At 65.6% G+C, this 17,519-nt stretch carries 14 protein-coding genes and 1 riboswitch; of the genes, 10 read left to right on the forward strand and 4 right to left on the reverse strand.

Translation table 11 applies throughout. From position 1 onward, the window contains the following. Positions 1–822 carry an SDR family oxidoreductase gene (locus tag F0Q04_RS03830; protein ID WP_165841160.1) on the forward strand — a complete coding sequence of 274 codons (822 nt, stop codon included), beginning with the start codon at positions 1–3 and terminating at the stop codon, positions 820–822. Positions 823–910: 88 nt separating this feature from the next. On the opposite strand, the gene F0Q04_RS03835 is transcribed toward F0Q04_RS03830, so the two are convergent. Together F0Q04_RS03835 and F0Q04_RS24145 are read right to left on the reverse strand one after the other, a co-directional pair. Beyond that, on the reverse strand, positions 911–1,531 hold the full coding sequence (locus F0Q04_RS03835; RefSeq protein ID WP_182344540.1) for an RNA recognition motif domain-containing protein: 621 nt from the start codon (positions 1,529–1,531) through the stop codon (positions 911–913). Between the two features lie 255 nt (positions 1,532–1,786). Continuing rightward, complete coding sequence (locus F0Q04_RS24145; protein ID WP_116925479.1) at positions 1,787–2,182, reverse strand: RNA recognition motif domain-containing protein; 396 nt, start codon at positions 2,180–2,182, stop codon at positions 1,787–1,789. 231 nt (positions 2,183–2,413) lie between these two features. Beyond that, a riboswitch (yybP-ykoY riboswitch) is annotated at positions 2,414–2,527 on the forward strand. A gap of 96 nt (positions 2,528–2,623) precedes the next feature. Between F0Q04_RS24145 and F0Q04_RS03845 the strand changes: the two genes are divergently transcribed. After that, positions 2,624–3,196 carry a TMEM165/GDT1 family protein gene (locus F0Q04_RS03845; RefSeq protein ID WP_116925480.1) on the forward strand — a complete coding sequence of 191 codons (573 nt, stop codon included), beginning with the start codon at positions 2,624–2,626 and terminating at the stop codon, positions 3,194–3,196. A gap of 104 nt (positions 3,197–3,300) precedes the next feature. On the opposite strand, the gene putA is transcribed toward F0Q04_RS03845, so the two are convergent. Beyond that, a complete protein-coding gene (putA, locus tag F0Q04_RS03850; protein ID WP_182344542.1) occupies positions 3,301–7,164 on the reverse strand; it encodes a trifunctional transcriptional regulator/proline dehydrogenase/L-glutamate gamma-semialdehyde dehydrogenase in 3,864 nt (1,287 codons plus the stop codon). Between the two features lie 104 nt (positions 7,165–7,268). Between putA and F0Q04_RS03855 the strand changes: the two genes are divergently transcribed. From F0Q04_RS03855 to F0Q04_RS03890, 8 genes are all read left to right on the forward strand, one after another. Further along, a complete protein-coding gene (locus F0Q04_RS03855) occupies positions 7,269–7,760 on the forward strand; it encodes an Lrp/AsnC ligand binding domain-containing protein (protein ID WP_021025653.1) in 492 nt (163 codons plus the stop codon). A gap of 151 nt (positions 7,761–7,911) precedes the next feature. Further along, entirely contained in the window at positions 7,912–9,081 is a 1,170-nt protein-coding gene (gene metX, locus F0Q04_RS03860) for a homoserine O-succinyltransferase MetX (protein ID WP_182344544.1), read from the forward strand. Continuing rightward, positions 9,078–9,665 carry a methionine biosynthesis protein MetW gene (gene metW, locus F0Q04_RS03865; RefSeq protein WP_021025655.1) on the forward strand — a complete coding sequence of 196 codons (588 nt, stop codon included), beginning with the start codon at positions 9,078–9,080 and terminating at the stop codon, positions 9,663–9,665. Before metX ends, metW begins: the two co-directional genes overlap by 4 nt. A 147-nt stretch (positions 9,666–9,812) precedes the next feature. Beyond that, the gene (locus F0Q04_RS03870) at positions 9,813–11,291 is read left to right on the forward strand and encodes a M20 family metallopeptidase (RefSeq protein WP_182344546.1); all 1,479 of its coding nucleotides are present in this window, start codon (positions 9,813–9,815) and stop codon (positions 11,289–11,291) included. An 88-nt stretch (positions 11,292–11,379) separates the two neighbouring features. Continuing rightward, positions 11,380–11,748 (forward strand): Rieske (2Fe-2S) protein, encoded by a 369-nt coding sequence (locus tag F0Q04_RS03875; RefSeq protein WP_116925484.1) that lies wholly within the window; start codon positions 11,380–11,382, stop codon positions 11,746–11,748. 116 nt (positions 11,749–11,864) lie between these two features. Further along, positions 11,865–12,266, forward strand: coding sequence for a YkgJ family cysteine cluster protein (locus F0Q04_RS03880; RefSeq protein ID WP_116925485.1), 402 nt, complete (start codon positions 11,865–11,867; stop codon positions 12,264–12,266). Positions 12,267–12,434: 168 nt separating this feature from the next. Further along, positions 12,435–14,408: a tetratricopeptide repeat protein gene (locus F0Q04_RS03885; protein WP_182344548.1), complete on the forward strand. Its 1,974-nt coding sequence runs from the start codon at positions 12,435–12,437 to the stop codon at positions 14,406–14,408. A 1-nt stretch (position 14,409) separates the two neighbouring features. Continuing rightward, complete coding sequence (locus F0Q04_RS03890; protein ID WP_182344550.1) at positions 14,410–16,110, forward strand: glycosyltransferase; 1,701 nt, start codon at positions 14,410–14,412, stop codon at positions 16,108–16,110. Positions 16,111–16,164: 54 nt separating this feature from the next. On the opposite strand, the gene F0Q04_RS03895 is transcribed toward F0Q04_RS03890, so the two are convergent. Beyond that, positions 16,165–17,505, reverse strand: a complete 1,341-nt coding sequence (locus F0Q04_RS03895; protein WP_182344552.1) for a hypothetical protein — start codon at positions 17,503–17,505, stop codon at positions 16,165–16,167. Positions 17,506–17,519: the final 14 nt, after the last annotated feature.

Genomic DNA, 17,519 nt, shown 5'->3' on the forward strand with positions numbered 1-17,519 from the left:
ATGTCCACCCCCCTGAGCGATGCACCGCTGGTGCTGATCACCGGCGCCTCCAGCGGCATCGGCCAGGCGCTGGCCTGGCGCTACTACCAGGCCGGCTACCGCCTCGCGCTGGTGGCCCGCCGTACCGCGCTGATTGCGGACTGGGCCCAGGCGCAGGCGATGGATGCCAGCCGCTACGCGGTCTATGGCGCCGACGTGGCTGACCAGGACCAGACCATTGCTGCCTGCACGCAATGCCTGCAGCAGCAGGGCCTGCCCGATGTGGTGGTGGCCAATGCCGGGGTGAGCTACGGCATCGACACGGCCGAGCGCGAGGACCTGGAGGTCATGGCCCAGACCTATGCGACCAATGTGATCGGCATGGCCGCGACCTTCCATGCCTTTGTGCGCCCCATGCAGGCGCGCGGCAGCGGCAAGCTGGTGGGCATTGCCAGCGTGGCCGGCATACGCGGCCTGCCCGGCCACGGCGCCTACTGCGCCAGCAAGGCCGCCGTCATCAGCTACTGCGAGAGCCTGCGGGTGGAGCTTAAGCGTAGCGGCGTGCAGGTGGTCACCATCTGCCCGGGCTTTGTGGCCACGCCGCTCACCCGCCACAACCGCTACGGCATGCCCTTCTTGATGCAGCCAGAGGCCTTTGCCGACAAGGCCTTTGCAGTGATTGCCAAGGCGCGCAGCTATGCCGTGATCCCCTGGCAGATGGGCTGGGTGGCGCGGCTGTTGCGCTGCCTGCCCAATGCCCTCTATGACCGCGCGCTGGCCAACCGCCCGCGCAAGCACCGCCACCGCGAGCGGGTGCAAGAGGCGCCACCGGGTCAAGACTGAAAGCAGGTCCTAAGCCAGGCATGAAAAAAGCCCCTGGCGGGGCTTTGTCGTTGCGGTGCGGCACAGCGCTGGGCGGTGCCTGCAGGCATCAATAATCGTCGTTGTTGTCGTAGCCTTGGTTGCCGCCGCGGTTGCGCGAACCATTGCCGTAGGGGCTGCGGAAGCCGCCATCGCGCTCACCGCCACGATCGCCACCACCAAAGCCGCGGTCATTGCCGCCACGGCCGCCATCGCGACCACCGCGGTCGCCATAGCCACCGCCGCCGCCACCACCGTAGCCGCCACGGTCTCCGCCGCCGCCGTATCCACCACCACCACCGCCGCCGTAGCCGCCGCCACCACCGCCGCCGTAGCCACCACCACCGCCGCCGCCAAAGCCGCCACGGTTACCGCCTCCGCCGCCAAAGCCACCACCACGGGGGCCGCCAAAACCACCACCGCCGCTGCGGGGAGGACGGGGCTCCATGGGACGTGCTTCGTTCACGACCAGATTGCGACCGCCCAGGGGCTGACCGTTCAGACCGTTGACCGCAGCTTGGGCTTCTTCATCGCTGCCCATTTCTACAAAACCAAAACCTTTGGAGCGACCGGTGTCGCGTTCCATCATCACCTTGGCGCTGGTTACGCTGCCAAACTGACCAAAGGCCTGTTCCAGATCGTTGTCGCGAACCTGGTATGGCAAATTACCGACGTAAAGCTTGTTGCCCATTTGAGGGACTCCTGATAACTCTTAAATAATGCGATCGCGCCCTGTAGAACACCGGTCATCTATCGCAGTAGCCCAATGGAGGAATGCTCCATCCTTTATTTTCTGGCATAAAAACCGGGAATGGGATAGTTGTGCCCCTCTGTTGTGGCGCAGAAGCTGCAACCAGATGCAAAAAAGGCCTCAAAGAGGCCTTTTTTCCGGGAAAACCCGTCATCTCACTGTCAAAACCTCTAAGAGGTTTTGGATGTGATGTGCTTAGTAGCTGCCGCCACCGTAGCCGCCACGGCCACCGCCGCCGAAGCCACCGCGATCGCCGCCGCCGAAGCCGCCACGGTCACCACCGCCGAAACCACGGCCACCACCACCACCGCCGCCGAAGCCGCCGCTGCGTGGAGGACGGGCTTCCATTGGACGTGCTTCGTTCACGACCAGGTTACGACCGCCAAAGCCTTGGCCGTTCACGCCTTCGATAGCAGCTTGTGCTTCAGCGTCCGAACCCATTTCCACAAAGCCGAAGCCCTTGGAACGGCCGGTGTCACGTTCCATCATGACCTTGGCGCTGGAGACGGTACCGAATTGGCTGAAAGTGCTTTCCAGATCGCTGTCACGGAAAGAGTAAGGCAGGTTGCCCACGTAAAGTTTGTTGCCCATTTGAGGACTCCGAAAAAAGTAAAAAAAGCGATGGAGCCTGATGCAATCAACAAACCTGTGACAACTTCCAAGACGGATCACCGCGCGCTCTAGTGTACCCGGGGGCACATTGAGCTTCACCATTATGGGTGAATCGCCTTACGCTGTGTTGACAGTTGCTGCAACCAGCCCTTGGTATTTTCCCTGGAGGGCGTGGGTGTTGCGGCGCAACATCGCTTTTGGGCGTATGATGCGCCAGTCTTTGGGGAGTAGCCTGCTGGGCGCGCAATGCGCCGCAGAGTGTGCGTCAACAAACTTGGGCCTTCGCGGCCTATGGCGTACACGGCATCTGGTGATGAGGATGCTGGGCGAGACCATTGACCACGTTGCGATCCCATGCCGGAGTCGCGATGCGGTCAATGCTGTCTTGCGATATCCGGCTGCAATAACGATCCCCACTCCATGGAAGCCTTTCTCCTCTCGACCGCCGTCGTCGCCCTTGCCGAAATGGGCGACAAGACGCAGTTGCTGTCCCTCGTCCTCGCTGCCAAATACCGCAAACCCTGGCCCATTGCGCTGGGCATCTTCGTCTCGACCCTGGTCAACCATGCGCTGGCCGGTGCCGTTGGCGCCTGGATCACCACGATGCTGGGCCCCGATGTGCTGCGCTGGATTCTGGGCGTGTCCTTTATCCTGATGGCCGGCTGGATGCTGATCCCCGACAAGATCGACGAGGACGAAGCGGGCAAGAGCAGCGGCCGCTGGGGTGTGTTCGGCACCACCGTGCTGCTGTTCTTCCTGGCCGAGATGGGCGACAAGACCCAGCTGGCCACCGTGGGCCTGGCCGCCAAGTACCCCGCTTCTTATTACTGGGTGGTCGCAGGCACCACGATCGGCATGATGCTGGCCAATGCGCCGGTGGTCTGGTTTGGCGACAAGATCACCAAGAGGCTGCCGATCCGCTGGATCCACCGCGTCTGCGCGGTGATCTTCCTGGTGCTGGGTGTGGCCGCGCTGTTCACGACGATGGACTGATAGCGCTGGCTGCGCTAGCAACACTAGCAACGCACCAACTCAAAGGGCTGGGATCTTGCGATCTCCAGCCCTTTTTCCATGGGGCGGCGCCCCGAGCCTCAGCGTTAGTCCAAGGTCATCAGGCTGGCATTGCCGCCAGCCGCAGCCGTGTTGATGCTGATGGCATGCTCGGCCAGCAGGCGGAACAGCGGCACGCTGCCGTCGGCAGCCTGGGCGGTGATCGGCACGATGGCGCCGGCGCGGCCCGCCAAGGTGCTGGCCGTGGGCAGCCAGCCGCTGGCGGCATCAACGATCAGCGCATCAAAGGCCTCGGACTGCACAAAGGCCTGCTCGCTGTGCGCAGACAGCTGCACCGAGGCACGCACCGAGGCGGGCAGCTTGGCCAGCAGGCTGGCTTGGCTGCTGCCCGCGGGCCACACGGCGGTGGAGCCCGCGGCGAGCACGGCGGCGAGCTGGGCCAGCAGCAGGCTGCTGGTGCTGGCCACGCAGGCCACGCGCTCGCGGCCACTCAGCACATACAGATTGCGCTCACCGGTAGGGCCGGGCAGCTCGGCCGCAAAGCCGTTGCCGGTATGGGCGGCATAGCGCTGGCACAGCGCTGCCAGATCGCCCTGGCCTTGCTGGCTGGCCCAGCTTTGCAGCGCCTCCAGCCCAGCGGCGGGGGCGGCATCGGCCTGTTCCAGGCCATGGGCATTACCGCGCTGGCCGGTGCTGGCGGCCGGGGCCTCGCTACCGGCCATGCGCGGTAGGTGGGCGAGCGCATCCACGGTGGCCGTGGCCGGCATGCGGCTGAGCAGGCGCAGCATGTACAGCGGGCCGCCGGCCTTGGGGCCCGTGCCCGACAGGCCTTCGCCGCCAAAGGGCTGCACACCGACGACGGCGCCGACGATATTGCGGTTCACATAGATATTGCCGGCATGCGCAGCGTTGACCACCTGGGCAATGGTCTCGTCAATGCGGGTGTGCAGGCCCAGGGTGAGCGCATAGCCGGTGGCATTGATGTCGGCCAGCAGCTGGGGCAGGTTCTCGCGGCGGTAGCGCAGCACATGCAGCACCGGGCCGAAGACTTCGCGCTTGAGCTCGGAGAGCTGGCCGATGGCGATCACCGTGGGCGGCACAAAGGTGCCTTGCGCGCTGGCGCCACTGTTTTGCCAGACCTGGTGGCCAGCGGCCTGCATGCGGGCAATGTGCTGGTCGATGACGCCCTTGGCCTCGGCGTCGATGACGGGGCCGACATCGGTCTTGAGCTGGCAGGGGTTGCCCAGCTGGAGCTCCTGCATCGCGCCGCGCAGCATGTGCAGCAGGCGGTCGGCCGCTTCTTCCTGTACGCACAGCACGCGCAGCGCCGAGCAGCGCTGGCCGGCCGAGTCAAAGGCCGAGGACAGCACATCGACCACGACCTGCTCGGCCAGCGCGGACGAGTCCACGATCATCGCGTTCTGGCCGCCGGTCTCGGCCACCAGGGTGACGGGCTGGCCTTGGGCGTCGAGGCGCTGGGCCAGCGTCTTTTGCAGAATGCGCGCCACTTCGGTCGAGCCGGTGAACATGACGGCCTGCACGCGGTGGTCGCCCACCAGGCGGGCGCCCACGGTCTCGCCGGTGCCCGGCAGCAGCTGCAGCACATCGCGCGGCACGCCGGCCTGCCACATCGCCTGCACGGCGGCAGCCGCGATCAGCGGGGTCTGCTCGGCCGGCTTGGCCAGCACGGTGTTGCCGGCAGCCAGCGCGGCGGCAATCTGGCCGCTGAAGATGGCCAGCGGGAAGTTCCAGGGGCTGATGCAGACCACCGGGCCCAGCGCCTGGTAATCCGCCTGGCCCCAGCTGCGCACCTGGGCGGCGTAAAAGCGCAGAAAGTCCACGGCCTCACGCACTTCGGCAATCGCGTTGGAGCAGGTCTTGCCGGCCTCGCGCACCAGCACGCCCATCAAGGTGGGCATATGCGCTTCGAGCAGGTCACCGGCCTGGGCCAGGCAGTCGGCGCGCTGGGCGGGCGGGGTGGCCTTCCAGCGGGCAGCGGCGGCCTGGGCGGCGGCCAGCGCAAATTCCACCTGCTCGGTCGACGCCTGCGTGACGCTGCCGACCTGGTCGCCGTGGTCAGCCGGGTTCAGCACCGGCTCGCTGGCCTGGGTGGATGCGGGCGCGCCATCGGCCAGCATCGGCTGGGCATGCCAGGCCATCTGGGCGCTGGCCTGCAGCTCGTTCTGCAGCGCGCGCAGGCGGTCGTCGTTGGACAGGTCGAGCCCTGCCGAATTGCTGCGGCTTGCGCCATACAGCGCGCGCGGCTGGGCAATGTGCGGGTTGGGCAGGCCCAGCTGGCCTTCGCTCTGCGCCCACTGCTGGGCGGTGGTCACGGGGTTTTCCACCAGCTTGGCCAGGGGGATGTCCTGGTCGGCGATGCGGTTCACAAAGCTGGTGTTGGCGCCGTTCTCCAGCAGGCGGCGCACCAGGTAGGCCAGCAGGGTTTCATGCGTGCCCACGGGTGCATAGATGCGGCAGGGGCGGCCCAGGTTCTCGCTGGCGTTGCGGCCCACGACCTGCTCGTACAGCGGCTCGCCCATGCCGTGCAGGCACTGGAACTCGTACTGCCCGGGCTGGTAGCGGGCCGGGTCGGCCAGGTGGTAGATGGTGGCCAAGGTGTGGGCGTTGTGCGTGGCGAACTGGGGGTAGACCGCATCGGGTGCGGCCAGCAGCTGGCGCGCGCAGGCCAGGTAGGACACATCGGTATAGGCCTTGCGGGTGTAGACCGGGTAGCCTTCCAGGCCGTCGATCTGGGCGCGCTTGATCTCGCTGTCCCAGTAGGCGCCCTTGACCAGGCGCACCATCAGCCGGTGCTGGCTGCGGCGGGCCAGGTCGATGATGAAGTCCAGCACATAGGGGCAGCGCTTTTGGTAGGCCTGCACGACAAAGCCGATGCCGGCAAAGCCGGCCAGCTCGGGCGCAAAGCAGAGCTTTTCCAGCAGGTCCAGCGACAGCTCCAGGCGGTCGGCTTCTTCGGCATCGATATTGAGGCCGATGTTGTAGCCCTTGGCCAGCACGGCCAGCTGCAGCACCACCGGGTAGAGCTCGGTCATCACGCGGTCGTACTGGGCGCGGCTGTAGCGCGGGTGCAGCGCCGACAGCTTGATCGAGATGCCCGGGCCTTCGTAGACGCCCCGGCCATGGCTGGCCTTGCCGATCGCATGGATGGCGTTTTCATAGTCGCGCAGGTAGCGCTTGGCGTCATCGCTGGTCATCGCCGCTTCGCCCAGCATGTCGTAGGAGTAGCGGAAGCCCTTGGCCTCCAGGCGCTCGGCGTTCTTCAGCGCCTCGCCAATCGTCTCGCCGGTGACGAACTGCTCGCCCATCATGCGCATGGCCATGTCCACGCCCTTGCGGATCAGCGGCTCGCCGCCCCGGCCAATGAGGCGGGTGAGCGATTGGCCCAGCGAGCCTTCGCTGTGCGTGGCGACCAGCTTGCCGGTCAGCACCAGGCCCCAGGCGGCGGCGTTGACGAACATCGACGGGCTCTTGCCCACATGGGCCTTCCACTGGCCGTGGGCGATCTTGTCGCGGATCAGCACATCGCGGGTGGCCGTGTCCGGGATGCGCAGCAGCGCCTCGGCCAGGCACATCAGCGCAATGCCTTCTTGCGACGACAGCGCAAACTCCTGCAGCAGGCCTTGCACCAGGCCGGAGCGGCCGCTGTCGGCCTTGCGCTCGCGCAGGCTGCGGGCCAGCTGCAGCGCCAGCGCGTCGCCCGCCTGGGCGATGGCGGCGGGCGGTGTGGCCTGGGGCAGCAGCGCTTGCAGGGCCTCGGGCTCGGGCTTGCGGTAGGCGGCGGTGATGGCCGCGCGCAGCGCCGAGGCGGGCTGCAGTGCCGACACCAGCTCATTAAAAACAGGAGCGCTTGCGCCAGATGGGCTGCTGTCTGCGGCCGAAAGGGACGAGGTGGTGGTGGGCTGGTTGTCAACAACGGCGTTGGCAGTCATGGCGGGCTCGGTTAGCAAGTAGATAGTGAATGCCGCCAGTGTGATCGTTTATGGTTTGAATTTCTCTCCATAATGTGGCCCATTCTTAGTGAAAAATTCAGCCCATGACCGCCATCATCGACCCACCGGAGGACCTGGACCGCATCGATCTGCGTATTCTGGCTGTGCTGCAGCGCGACGGCCGCATCTCCAACCTGAAGCTGGCCGAGGCGGTGTCGCTGTCGGCCACGGCGGTGCTGGCCCGCGTGCAGCGCCTGACCAAGGAAGGCTATATCACCGGCTACGAGGCGCGCTTGAACCCGCAAAAGCTGGGCGCGGCGATGCTGGTCTTCATCGAGGTGCTGCTCGACCGCACGACCCCCAATGTGTTTGACGAGTTCAAGGCGGCGGTGCAGGTGCGGCCCGAGATCATGGAGTGCCATATGGTGGCTGGCGGCTTTGACTACCTGGTCAAGATCCGCGTGGCCGACATGAACCACTACCGCCACTTTGCCGGCGAGGTTTTGTGGCAGCTGCCCGGCGTGCGCGAGACCCGCACCTACGCGGTGATGGAAGAGGTCAAAAGCTCCAACCGGCTCTACCTGGGCGGCAGTTGATGCAGCCCATGCGCGGCCGATTTGCAGTACACTGAGATTTCACGGCGCCGATTTGCTTCAGCTTGCGGGCGCTTTATAAATCCAGCTAAAGACTCGGTAGGCGACTGCATTCCATCGACCCGGCCTCGTTTTTAGCGTTGCCGGGTTTTTTATGTCATTCGTTGCGACACCCCAATCAATGCATTTCCCGGAGGCGCTCCCGCTCCAAAGTGGCGCCTCCATCCGCGACTACCACCTGGCCTACGAGACCTACGGCCAGCTCAATGCCGACCGCTCCAACGCCATCCTGGTGTGCCATGCGCTCAACGCCTCGCACCATGTGGCCGGCTACTACGAGGGCCAGCCCAAGAGCGAGGGCTGGTGGGACAACATGATCGGCCCGGGCAAGCCGGTCGATACCAACCAGTTCTTTGTCATCGGCGTCAACAACCTGGGCTCCTGCTTTGGCTCCACTGGGCCCATGCACCGCAATCCGGATGCAGACAAGGACATGGACCAGGTCTATGGCGCCGATTTCCCGGTGGTGACGGTGGAGGACTGGGTCAATGCCCAGGCGCTGCTTCTCGACCGCCTGGGCATAACGCAACTGGCCGCCGTGCTGGGCGGCAGCCTGGGCGGCATGCAGGCACTGTCCTGGACCTTGCAGTACCCCGACCGCATGCGCCATGCGGTGGTGGTGGCCAGCGCGCCCTGTCTGTCGGCCGAGAACATTGCGTTCAACGAGGTGGCCCGCCGCGCCATCGTGACCGACCCGGACTTCCACGGCGGCCACTTCTACCGCCACGGCGTGATCCCCAAGCGCGGCCTGCGCATTGCCCGCATGATCGGCCACATCACCTACCTGAGTGACGATGTGATGAACCAGAAGTTCGGCCGCCAGCTGCGCGAAGGCATGGATCTCAAATACAGCACCCAGGATGTGGAGTTCCAGATCGAGAGCTATCTGCGCTACCAGGGCGACAAGTTCAGCGACTACTTCGACGCCAATACCTATTTGCTGATCACCCGTGCGCTCGACTACTTTGACCCGGCCAAGCCTTTTGGCGGCGACCTGACCCAGGCGCTGGCCGGCGCCAAGGCCCGCTTCATGCTGGTGAGCTTCAGCACCGATTGGCGCTTTTCGCCGGCGCGCAGCCGCGAGATCGTCAAGGCCTTGCTCGACAACCGCCGCACCGTCAGCTACGCCGAGATTGACGCGCCCCATGGGCATGACGCCTTTTTGCTGGATGACGCGCGCTACATGGGCGTGATGCGCTCCTATTTCGAGAACATGGCCCGCGAACTGAGCGCCGGCCAGCCCAGCGCCCAGGAGGCCGCATGACCGAAGCTTCTTCCACCTTTCAAGCCATTGCCAACCTAGTGCCGCTGGGCGCACGCGTGCTGGACCTGGGCTGCGGCGATGGCAGCTTGCTGGCCTACCTGCAGCGCGAGCGCCAGTGCAGCGGCTATGGCATCGAGTTTGACGACGCCAATGTGCTCGCCTGCGTGCGCCGGGGCGTGAATGTGCTGCAGCTGAACCTGGAAGACGGCCTGGCTATCTTCGAGGACAACAGCTTTGATATGGTGCTGCAAATCGACACCTTGCAGCATCTGCGCAATGCAGAGGTGATGCTGCGCGAGACCGCGCGCATCGGCAAGCAGGGCGTCGTCGCCTTTCCCAACTTTGCGCACTGGCCCAATCGCTTGTCCATCCTGCAAGGCCGCATGCCGGTGACCAAGCGCCTGCCTTACCAGTGGTACGACACGCCCAATATCCGCGTGGGCACCTTCAAGGATTTCGAGGTGCTGGCGCTCAAGAACAAGCTGCGTATTCTTGATAGCTTTGGCCTGCAAAATGGTGAGGTGCGGCGCTGGCTGCCCAATGCCCGCGCGGGCACGGCGGTGTTCCACTTCGAGCACGCCTGAGCTGCACTGCGGGCCTTGCCCGGCCGGGCCCTGCGCTGGATGACGGCAGCAGGGCTTTGCCCGAGGCGATAGCCGAGCGGCGCTGGCGCTGGTACGCTTATGCCTGCGGCTGCCCTTGTCGTGGCAGCACCTCCAGGAGATTCACCCATGAACGCCCGCCTAGACGCCGCCCATCTGCAAGCCGATGCGGCCTTGAGCCACATCAGCCAGCAGTGGGACCGCGATATCCTTCGCCAGCTGACCGACTACATCGCCATCCCCGCCAAGTCGCCGGGCTTTGATGGCAACTGGGAGCAGCATGGTTTCATCGACACGGTGGTGCGCAATGCCGCCACCTGGATCGAGGCGCAGAAGGTCGAGGGGCTGACGCTGGAAGTGGTGCGCGTGCCGGGCCGCACGCCGGTGCTGTTCTTTGAAGTGCCTGCCACCCAGGCCCAGAGCACGCAGACCGTGCTGATGTATGGCCACCTGGACAAGCAGCCCGAGTTCTCCGGCTGGCGCAATGACCTGGGCCCCTGGACCCCCAAATACGAAGACGGCAAGCTCTATGGCCGGGGCGGCGCCGATGACGGCTATGCCACCTACGCCAGCGTGGCCGCCATCCAGGAGCTCAAGCGCCAGAATGTGCCGCACCCGCGCATTGTCGGCCTGATCGAGACCTGCGAGGAAAGTGGCTCGGGCGACCTGCCGGTCTATATCGACATGCTCAAGCCCCGCCTGGGCGATGTGGGCCTGGTCATCTGCCTCGATAGCGGCGCGGGCAACTACGACCAGCTGTGGCTGACCACCAGCCTGCGCGGCATGGTGGCGGGCACCTTGAAGGTGGAGATCCTCACCGAAGGCGTGCACTCGGGCGATGCCTCGGGCGTTGTGCCCTCGTCTTTCCGCATCATGCGCCAGGTGCTCGACCGCCTCGAAGACAGCAAGACCGGCCGCCTGCTGCCCGAGAGCTTTCACTGCGCGGTACCGGCTGAGCGCCTGGCCCAGGCGCAGGCCACGGCCGGCATTCTGGGTGACGAGCTGTACAAGCGTTTCCCCTGGGCGCATTTTGACTGCAATGGCTCGAGCCTGTTTGCGCTGCCCACCACCACCGACCCCACGCAGGCGCTGCTCAAGCGCACCTGGGAGCCGACCTTGTCCGTTACCGGCGCCGAAGGGCTGCCTGCGCTGCAGGATGCCGGCAATGTGCTGCGCCCCTATACCGCGTTCAAGCTGAGCCTGCGCCTGCCCCCGCTGGTCGATGCCACGCAGTGCATGCAAGAGCTCAAGACCTTGCTCGAAGACAATGCACCCTACCAAGCCAAGGTCACCTGGGAAGGGGCCAGCGGTGCCAATGGCTGGAATGCGCCCAACACCAGCGACTGGTTCCTGAACGCGCTCAACCAATCGAGCCGCGCGCACTTTGGCGCCGACTGCGGCTTTATCGGTCAGGGCGGCTCGATCCCGCTGATGGGTATGCTCAGCGCCGGCTTCCCCAAGGCGCAGATGATGGTCTGCGGCGTGCTGGGCCCCAAGAGCAATGCACACGGGCCCAATGAGTTCCTGCATGTGCCTTATGCCAAGAAGCTGACCGCCGCCGTGGCCCAGGTGATTGCCTGCATGCCCACCACGGCTGCCAGCGCATAAATACAGCCAGCCCCCGGGCAGCCGCCGCGTGCCGATGTGCATGGGGCGGCTGCCTTTTGTTTTTGACCATAAAGACTACGCGCCCGCCATGACCGAGCCCACCGCCCCCACGCCCACGATCTTGTTTGACGGCACCGAACCCCTGGGTGCCAGCGCCGACCTGCAGGACAACGGCAAGCCCTTTTTCTTTCAGCTGCCCAACGGCCAGAAGGCCTTTGTGATCCGCTGGCAGGGCCAGCTGCACGGCTGGATCAACGAGTGCCAGCACGCCAGCGTGCCCATGGACTTTGATGGCGACATTCTGGAGAGCGGCCGCCAGTTCATCCTCTGCCCCTACCACGGCGCCATCTACCAGCCCGATACCGGCAAATGCGTGGGCGGCCCCTGCCGGGGCGCCAGCCTGGATGCGGTGGCGGTCGAAGAGCGCGATGGCGCGGTGTGGCTCAAGCACGGTTGAACCTCTGCCCGGCTCGCCAAGCCCCAGTGCGCTCCCACGGCATCCTTTTGGCGCGATACTGGCGCCCTTCAAAATAAGCGGCCACTCCTGTCAGGCCGCTTGCGCAGCGCCCCGCCATGAAATCCCCGATCCGAATTGTTGATGTTGACCGCCTGGAGACCTGGACCAAGTACAAGGCCGGTCTCTGCGACAGCTGCGCGGCCAACTGCTGCACGATGCCGCTGGAGGTGCAACTGCCCGATCTGGTGCGCCTGGGCCTGGTGGACGCCTTTGAAGTGGACAACATCGCGCACAAGCTGATCGCCAAGCGCCTGCTCAAGGCCCGGCTGATCGACCACTACAACCCCAAGCACAATATCTTCACGATGGCGCGCCGCGCCAGTGGCGACTGCCAGTTTCTCGACCCGGTGGCGCGGCGCTGCACCGTGTATGACAAGCGGCCCGAAACCTGCCGCCTGCACCCCAAAAAAGGCCCCAAGCCAGGGTTTTGTGCCTATGGGCACAAAGATTTGCAATAAATCCTGGGCCGATTATCGGGGGCCGCTCCGGCCGACCTGTTGGCTCAGCGCCCCGAGCGCTTTATACAGAGGGTAAATAGTCCTCTAGAATGGCTCGCGCACCTGCTGCAGGTGTTGCGCAGGCCCTGCCAACGCAGGGCGAAGGCATTTTCTCAAGCCAACTAGCCAATGCAAAAATCAAAAATTTTCTGGTCGTTGGGCGTGCTGGCGCTCCTGGCCGCCGTCCTCACGATTTATGGCCTGGGCCTGCACAACGGCCTGGTGTTCGACGATGGCCGGCTGTCGGACGGCACCATTTTTGGCCGTTATGGCAGCGTGCTCGAGCCCAAGGTGCGCATGCTGTCCTATGGCAGCTTTGTCTGGGTGCAGTCGCTCTTTGGCGAGAGTATGGCCGTGCAGCGGGTCGTCAATATCGTGCTGCACCTGGCCACTTGCTATGCAATATGGCTGCTGGTGTCAGCACTGTTCAAACACACCCAGTTTTCGGACGAGGCGCGGGCAGAGCCGGGTTTTGACACCAATATCCGGATGGCGATATTTGCCGCAGTGGCGCTGTTTGCCGTGCACCCGGTGGGCGTATATGCCGTCGGTTATCTGATCCAGCGCAGCATGGTGATGATGACCCTGTTTTCCGCGCTGGCCTGCTGGGCGTATATCCGCGCCTTGGCGGGGGCGGGGCTGCAATGGGCGGCGCTGGCCGTGGTTTTCCTGCTCTGCGCGTTGATGAGCAAAGAGCATGCGGTGGTGCTGCCGGCACTCGCCTTGCCGCTCTATGTGTTTGTCAAACGGCCGTCGTGGAAGAAGCTGCTGGCGATCGCCGTGGCGATTGCCGTGCTGATCGGCCTGTTCACCGCGCTGCTGTGGACGCAGCTGGGCGCCTTTGTCGGCGCTGTCGCCACCGATGACACCTCCTGGGCCTATGTGCGCCAGCTCGAGCAACTGCAGCCAGGCATCACCTCGTCGATCTACCCGCTCAGCCTGCTCAACCAGGGCAAGCTGTTTTTCCAGTACGGCCTGCTGTGGCTGCTGCCCAATGTGCAGTGGATGGCGCTGGACCTGCGCCCGGTCTTCCCGCTGAGCTTTGGCAGCCTGCCCCATCTGCTGGGTGGCCTGGGCTATGTGGCACTGGTGATTGGCAGCGCGGTCCTGCTGCTGCGCAAACGTGATGCCTGGAGCCTGGTGGGCCTGGTGCTGCTGTGCACGGCGCTGCTGTTCAGCACCGAGTTTGTCACCAGCTGGTTGCAAGACCCCTTTGTGCTCTACCGCAGCTATATCTGGGCGATGCTGCTGCCGGCCTTGCTGGCGCTGGTGCTGCTGCTGTTTCCGCGCAAGCTGATGGTGGCGATCGCCTGCGCCGCTGGCCTGGTGCTGACGGCCCTGGCCACGGAGCGCAGCCTGAGCCTCAAGTCTGAGTACAGCGCTTGGAGCGATGCCGCCCAGAAGGTGGACGAGCAGGCCCCCTTCAACGCCTTTGGCCGCTGGCGCCCCTTTATCAACCGGGGTGCGTCGCTGCTGGAAAACCTGATCTACGAGCAGGCGCTGCAGGACTTTGACAAAGCGGTTGCGCTGCAAGAACCCCTGGGCTCGGCACAGTTCAACCGTGGCATGACCCTGGAGCTGCTCAAGCGCTACCCCGAGGCGCTGGCCGCGTTTGACAGCGCCCAAAAGCAAGGCTTTGACAATGCGGCGCTGGCCTACCACCAGGCCACGGCCTACAAGATGACGCAGCAGATGGAACCGGCGTTCCAAAGCTATGCCAAGGCCCTGGCGATGAAGCCCGAAGACGTCCTGCTGCCCAAGATCTTGCTGGAGCAGGCCGAGGTTGCCATCCCCTCGGGCCACTACGACGTGGCCATTGCGAACTACCAGCGCCTGCTGCAGATGTCGCCGGGCAACACCCGCCTGGAGGTGGGCCTGGGCATTGCGTTCATTGGCAAGCGCGATTTTGCGCAGGCCTTGCAGATCTTTGATGCGTCGCTCTCGCGCCAGCCCAACCCCCCCGCCTACTACGGCAAGGCCCTGGCCTACCGCGAGCAGGGCGACCGGGCCCAGGCCATTGCCAACCTGCAACGCGCCAGCGCCATGGACCCGGCCAACCCGGTCTACCAGCGCCTGCTGCAGCAATTGCAGGGCGGCCAATAACATGCTGCGCCATTGGCTGGGCCGGCCCCAGGCTGCGCCCTTGCATGCACAGGCGGGCGATGCGCCGCAGCGCGTGCTGCATGTGGGCAAGTTCTACCCGCCGTACCGGGGCGGCATGGAATCGTTTCTGGCCGATCTGATCGAGCAGCAGCGCGCCAACGGCATCGACGCCCGCGCGGTCGTGCATGGCGATCCGCTACCCGAGGACCCGCCCTGGCTCATCCGCGTGCCGGTGCAGATCACCCTGGTGTTCGCGCCGATTGCGCTGGGCTTTCCGCTGGCGCTGCACCGGGCCATTCGCGGCTTCCAACCCGATGTGCTGCATCTGCACATGCCCAACAATGCGGCGTTCTGGGCGCTCATCATGCCCGCCGCGCGCCGGGTGGCCTGGGTCACGCACTGGCACTCGGATGTGCTGATCTCCAAATGGGATAGCCTGCTGCAGCTGTGCTACCAGGTCTACCGGCCCTTCGAGACCAAGCTGCTGCGGCAAAGCGCGGCCATCCTCGCCACCTCGCCGCCTTACATGGCCGCCAGCGTTCCGCTGCAGCGCTGGCTGTTCAAGACCTTGGCGATCCCGCTGGGCCTGAAGCCGCTGGGCCAGGGGGTGCTGGAGCAGGCGCAGGCCGAGGCCCCACACCTGCAGCTCTGGGGCGATGCCCGGCTGCGCGTGCTGTCGGTCGGCCGGCTGACCTACTACAAGGGCTTTGACACCCTCATCTCGGCCGTGGCCGGCTTTGCCGATGTGCAGCTGATCATTGCCGGTGAAGGTGAGCAGCGCAAGGAACTCGAAGCGCTGATTGCGCGCGAGCGCGCCCAGCAAGGCTGCGCCAACGTCCAGCTGCTCGGCCAGGTCAGTGAGGCGCAAAAGCATGCGCTGTTCAACAGCTGCGATATCTTTGCGCTGGCCTCGCGTGAGCGCACCGAGGCCTTTGGCCTGGTACTGATCGAAGCCATGCAGCATGGCAAGCCCTGCATTGCCTCCGACTTGGATGGCTCGGGCATGTCCTGGGTGGTGGGGCAGTCGGGCAGCGGCCAGTGCTATGCCCCCGACCAGGTGCAGGCCTGGAAAGAGGCCATGCGCCAGGCGCTAGCCGCCAAGGCACAGCTGGCCGGGCGTGGTCTGGCGGCGCAGCAGGCGGCTGACGCCTATTTCACCATTGGCCAGTGCGAGCGGCGAATTGCTGAGGTCTACGACAGCATTCTGCCCGCCAGTGAGCGGGCACCTGCCCAGCCCCAGGCGGCCGCAGCGGCCAGGCCCTTACAGGTTGCGGTGGTGCAGCAGGCCGCGCAATGGCCGCTGCTGCAGCAGTGGCAGGCCGCCCACCCCGAGAGCCTGCTGCTCTGCGTCGATGCCAGCGGCCAGCGCAGTCCCGATCTGCAGGCTCTGGGCGGCTTGGCGCAGGTGTCGCTGGCCGACCTGGGCTGGTCCGAGGTGATCGCGCTGGTCCAGCGGCTCGCCGCTGAGCAGGCGCTTAGCGCCCTGTCCATCCGCTCTGCCGCCGATCTGCTGAGCGAGACGGGTGCCGAGCCACTGCCAGCGCCGCCTGCGGGCTGGTGGCAGCGCTGGCTGGCGCGGCGTGGTGTCCGCCACCTGCAGCTGGGCCGCCATGCCTTGCTCTTGCGCGGCGATGAGATGGCTGCCTGGGCCGGTGCACGCCACGCCCTGGTAGGGGGGCATTTGTTCATGCGTAGCGCCTAGCCAGCATTTGGCCAGCGCTTGTCTAGCGCATAGGTTCTTGCCAGGGCGGCTGGCTCAGCAGCCCAGCAGCATGGGCGGGCGCACCACTGCCAGCACACTGGCGGCCATGCCCGCGCCCAGCAGCAAGCCCCGGCGCCAGCGCGGCCAGTGGCGGGTGACATGCTCCATGCCCAGTGCCGCAGGTGCGGCGGCAAAGAAGATGCCGTAGTTCAGCACGCGCAGCATCCAGTTGGTGTCCAGCAGCCACCACGACGCGGCAACGGCCAGCAGGCCCAGCAGCGCAACGCCCCCCAGCACACAGACCAGAAAACGGGCCATGCCCGGATCGATCCGCTGGTGGTGAAAGCCCCCCAGCCAGCGCCCGGCACCGACCAGCAAAAAACCCGCGAGCAGCAGGTTGCCGGACTGGAACACGACAAACCGGATCCAGGAGCCGCCATAGGGCGCCCATGCCGCCGGTGGCAGCAGATAGGCCTGCATCGTGAGCACCAGCAGCGCTGCGATGCACAGCGACCATCCGGCAGCACGCTGGTGGCGCAGCAAGCCGGCCAGGGCTGCAGCGGGCCAGCGGATGTCGCCATGCCACCAGCGGCGGCTGGCCCAGGCCATGGCGGCCACGGCCACCAGCAGGGCCAAGGAGGCTGGCAGGCTCAGCGGCCAGTGCTGGAAATGGGCCTGGCGCAGGTCGCGCAGCATATCGGTGTAAGGCCCGCCGGGCCAGGCATAGACCGCAAAGCTGGCGATGCACAGCAGCGCAATGGCCAGGTGGCGCAGGCTCCAGCGGCGCTGGGCAATGCCATGGGTGGCCACCAGCACCAGGCACAGAAAGACCAGCACCGCGTGACTCAGGATATGGGTAAAGGCGACGGCAGGCAGCGCGACAAAAAAGGCCAGGCCGCCCCGGTGCTGTAGCCAGCGCCAGGCCGAGATGGTGCCCAGAAATACCGCCAGCTGCCCCCATTGCTGCGGGCGAGCCTCAAGCAAGGGCGCCCAGAAATAGCTCGACAGCGCCAGCGTTGCAAACACCGGCACCAAGGTCTTGAGCCCCAGGCGGTAGTAGCCCCAGCTCAGACCCCCAACAACGATAAACACGCCGCAGACCCCCATCCAGGGCATCACCTCGGCGTGGCTGGAGCCGGTCACCCAGGCCGCCTGGCGCAGCGTGTTGACAAAGGCAGGCCCCGAGACCGGCCAGGCCACGCCCTGGTCGAGCTGCTGGGCGATGCCGATCCAGTTCTTCTCGTCGTTGACGCACAGGGGGTAGTTCAGCAGCATGCGCATGGCGCAGGCCAGCAGCGCAAACAGCGCAGCCCATGCCAACAGCGACACGACCCGCGTGCGCAGCGCCAGGTAGGGCAGCGGCATCGCGGGTGCAGGCGGTGCGAACGGGGGCATCGTAGGCAAGGACA

Origin of the sequence: Comamonas koreensis (assembly GCF_014076495.1) — a bacterium.
GTDB lineage: Bacteria > Pseudomonadota > Gammaproteobacteria > Burkholderiales > Burkholderiaceae_C > Comamonas > Comamonas squillarum.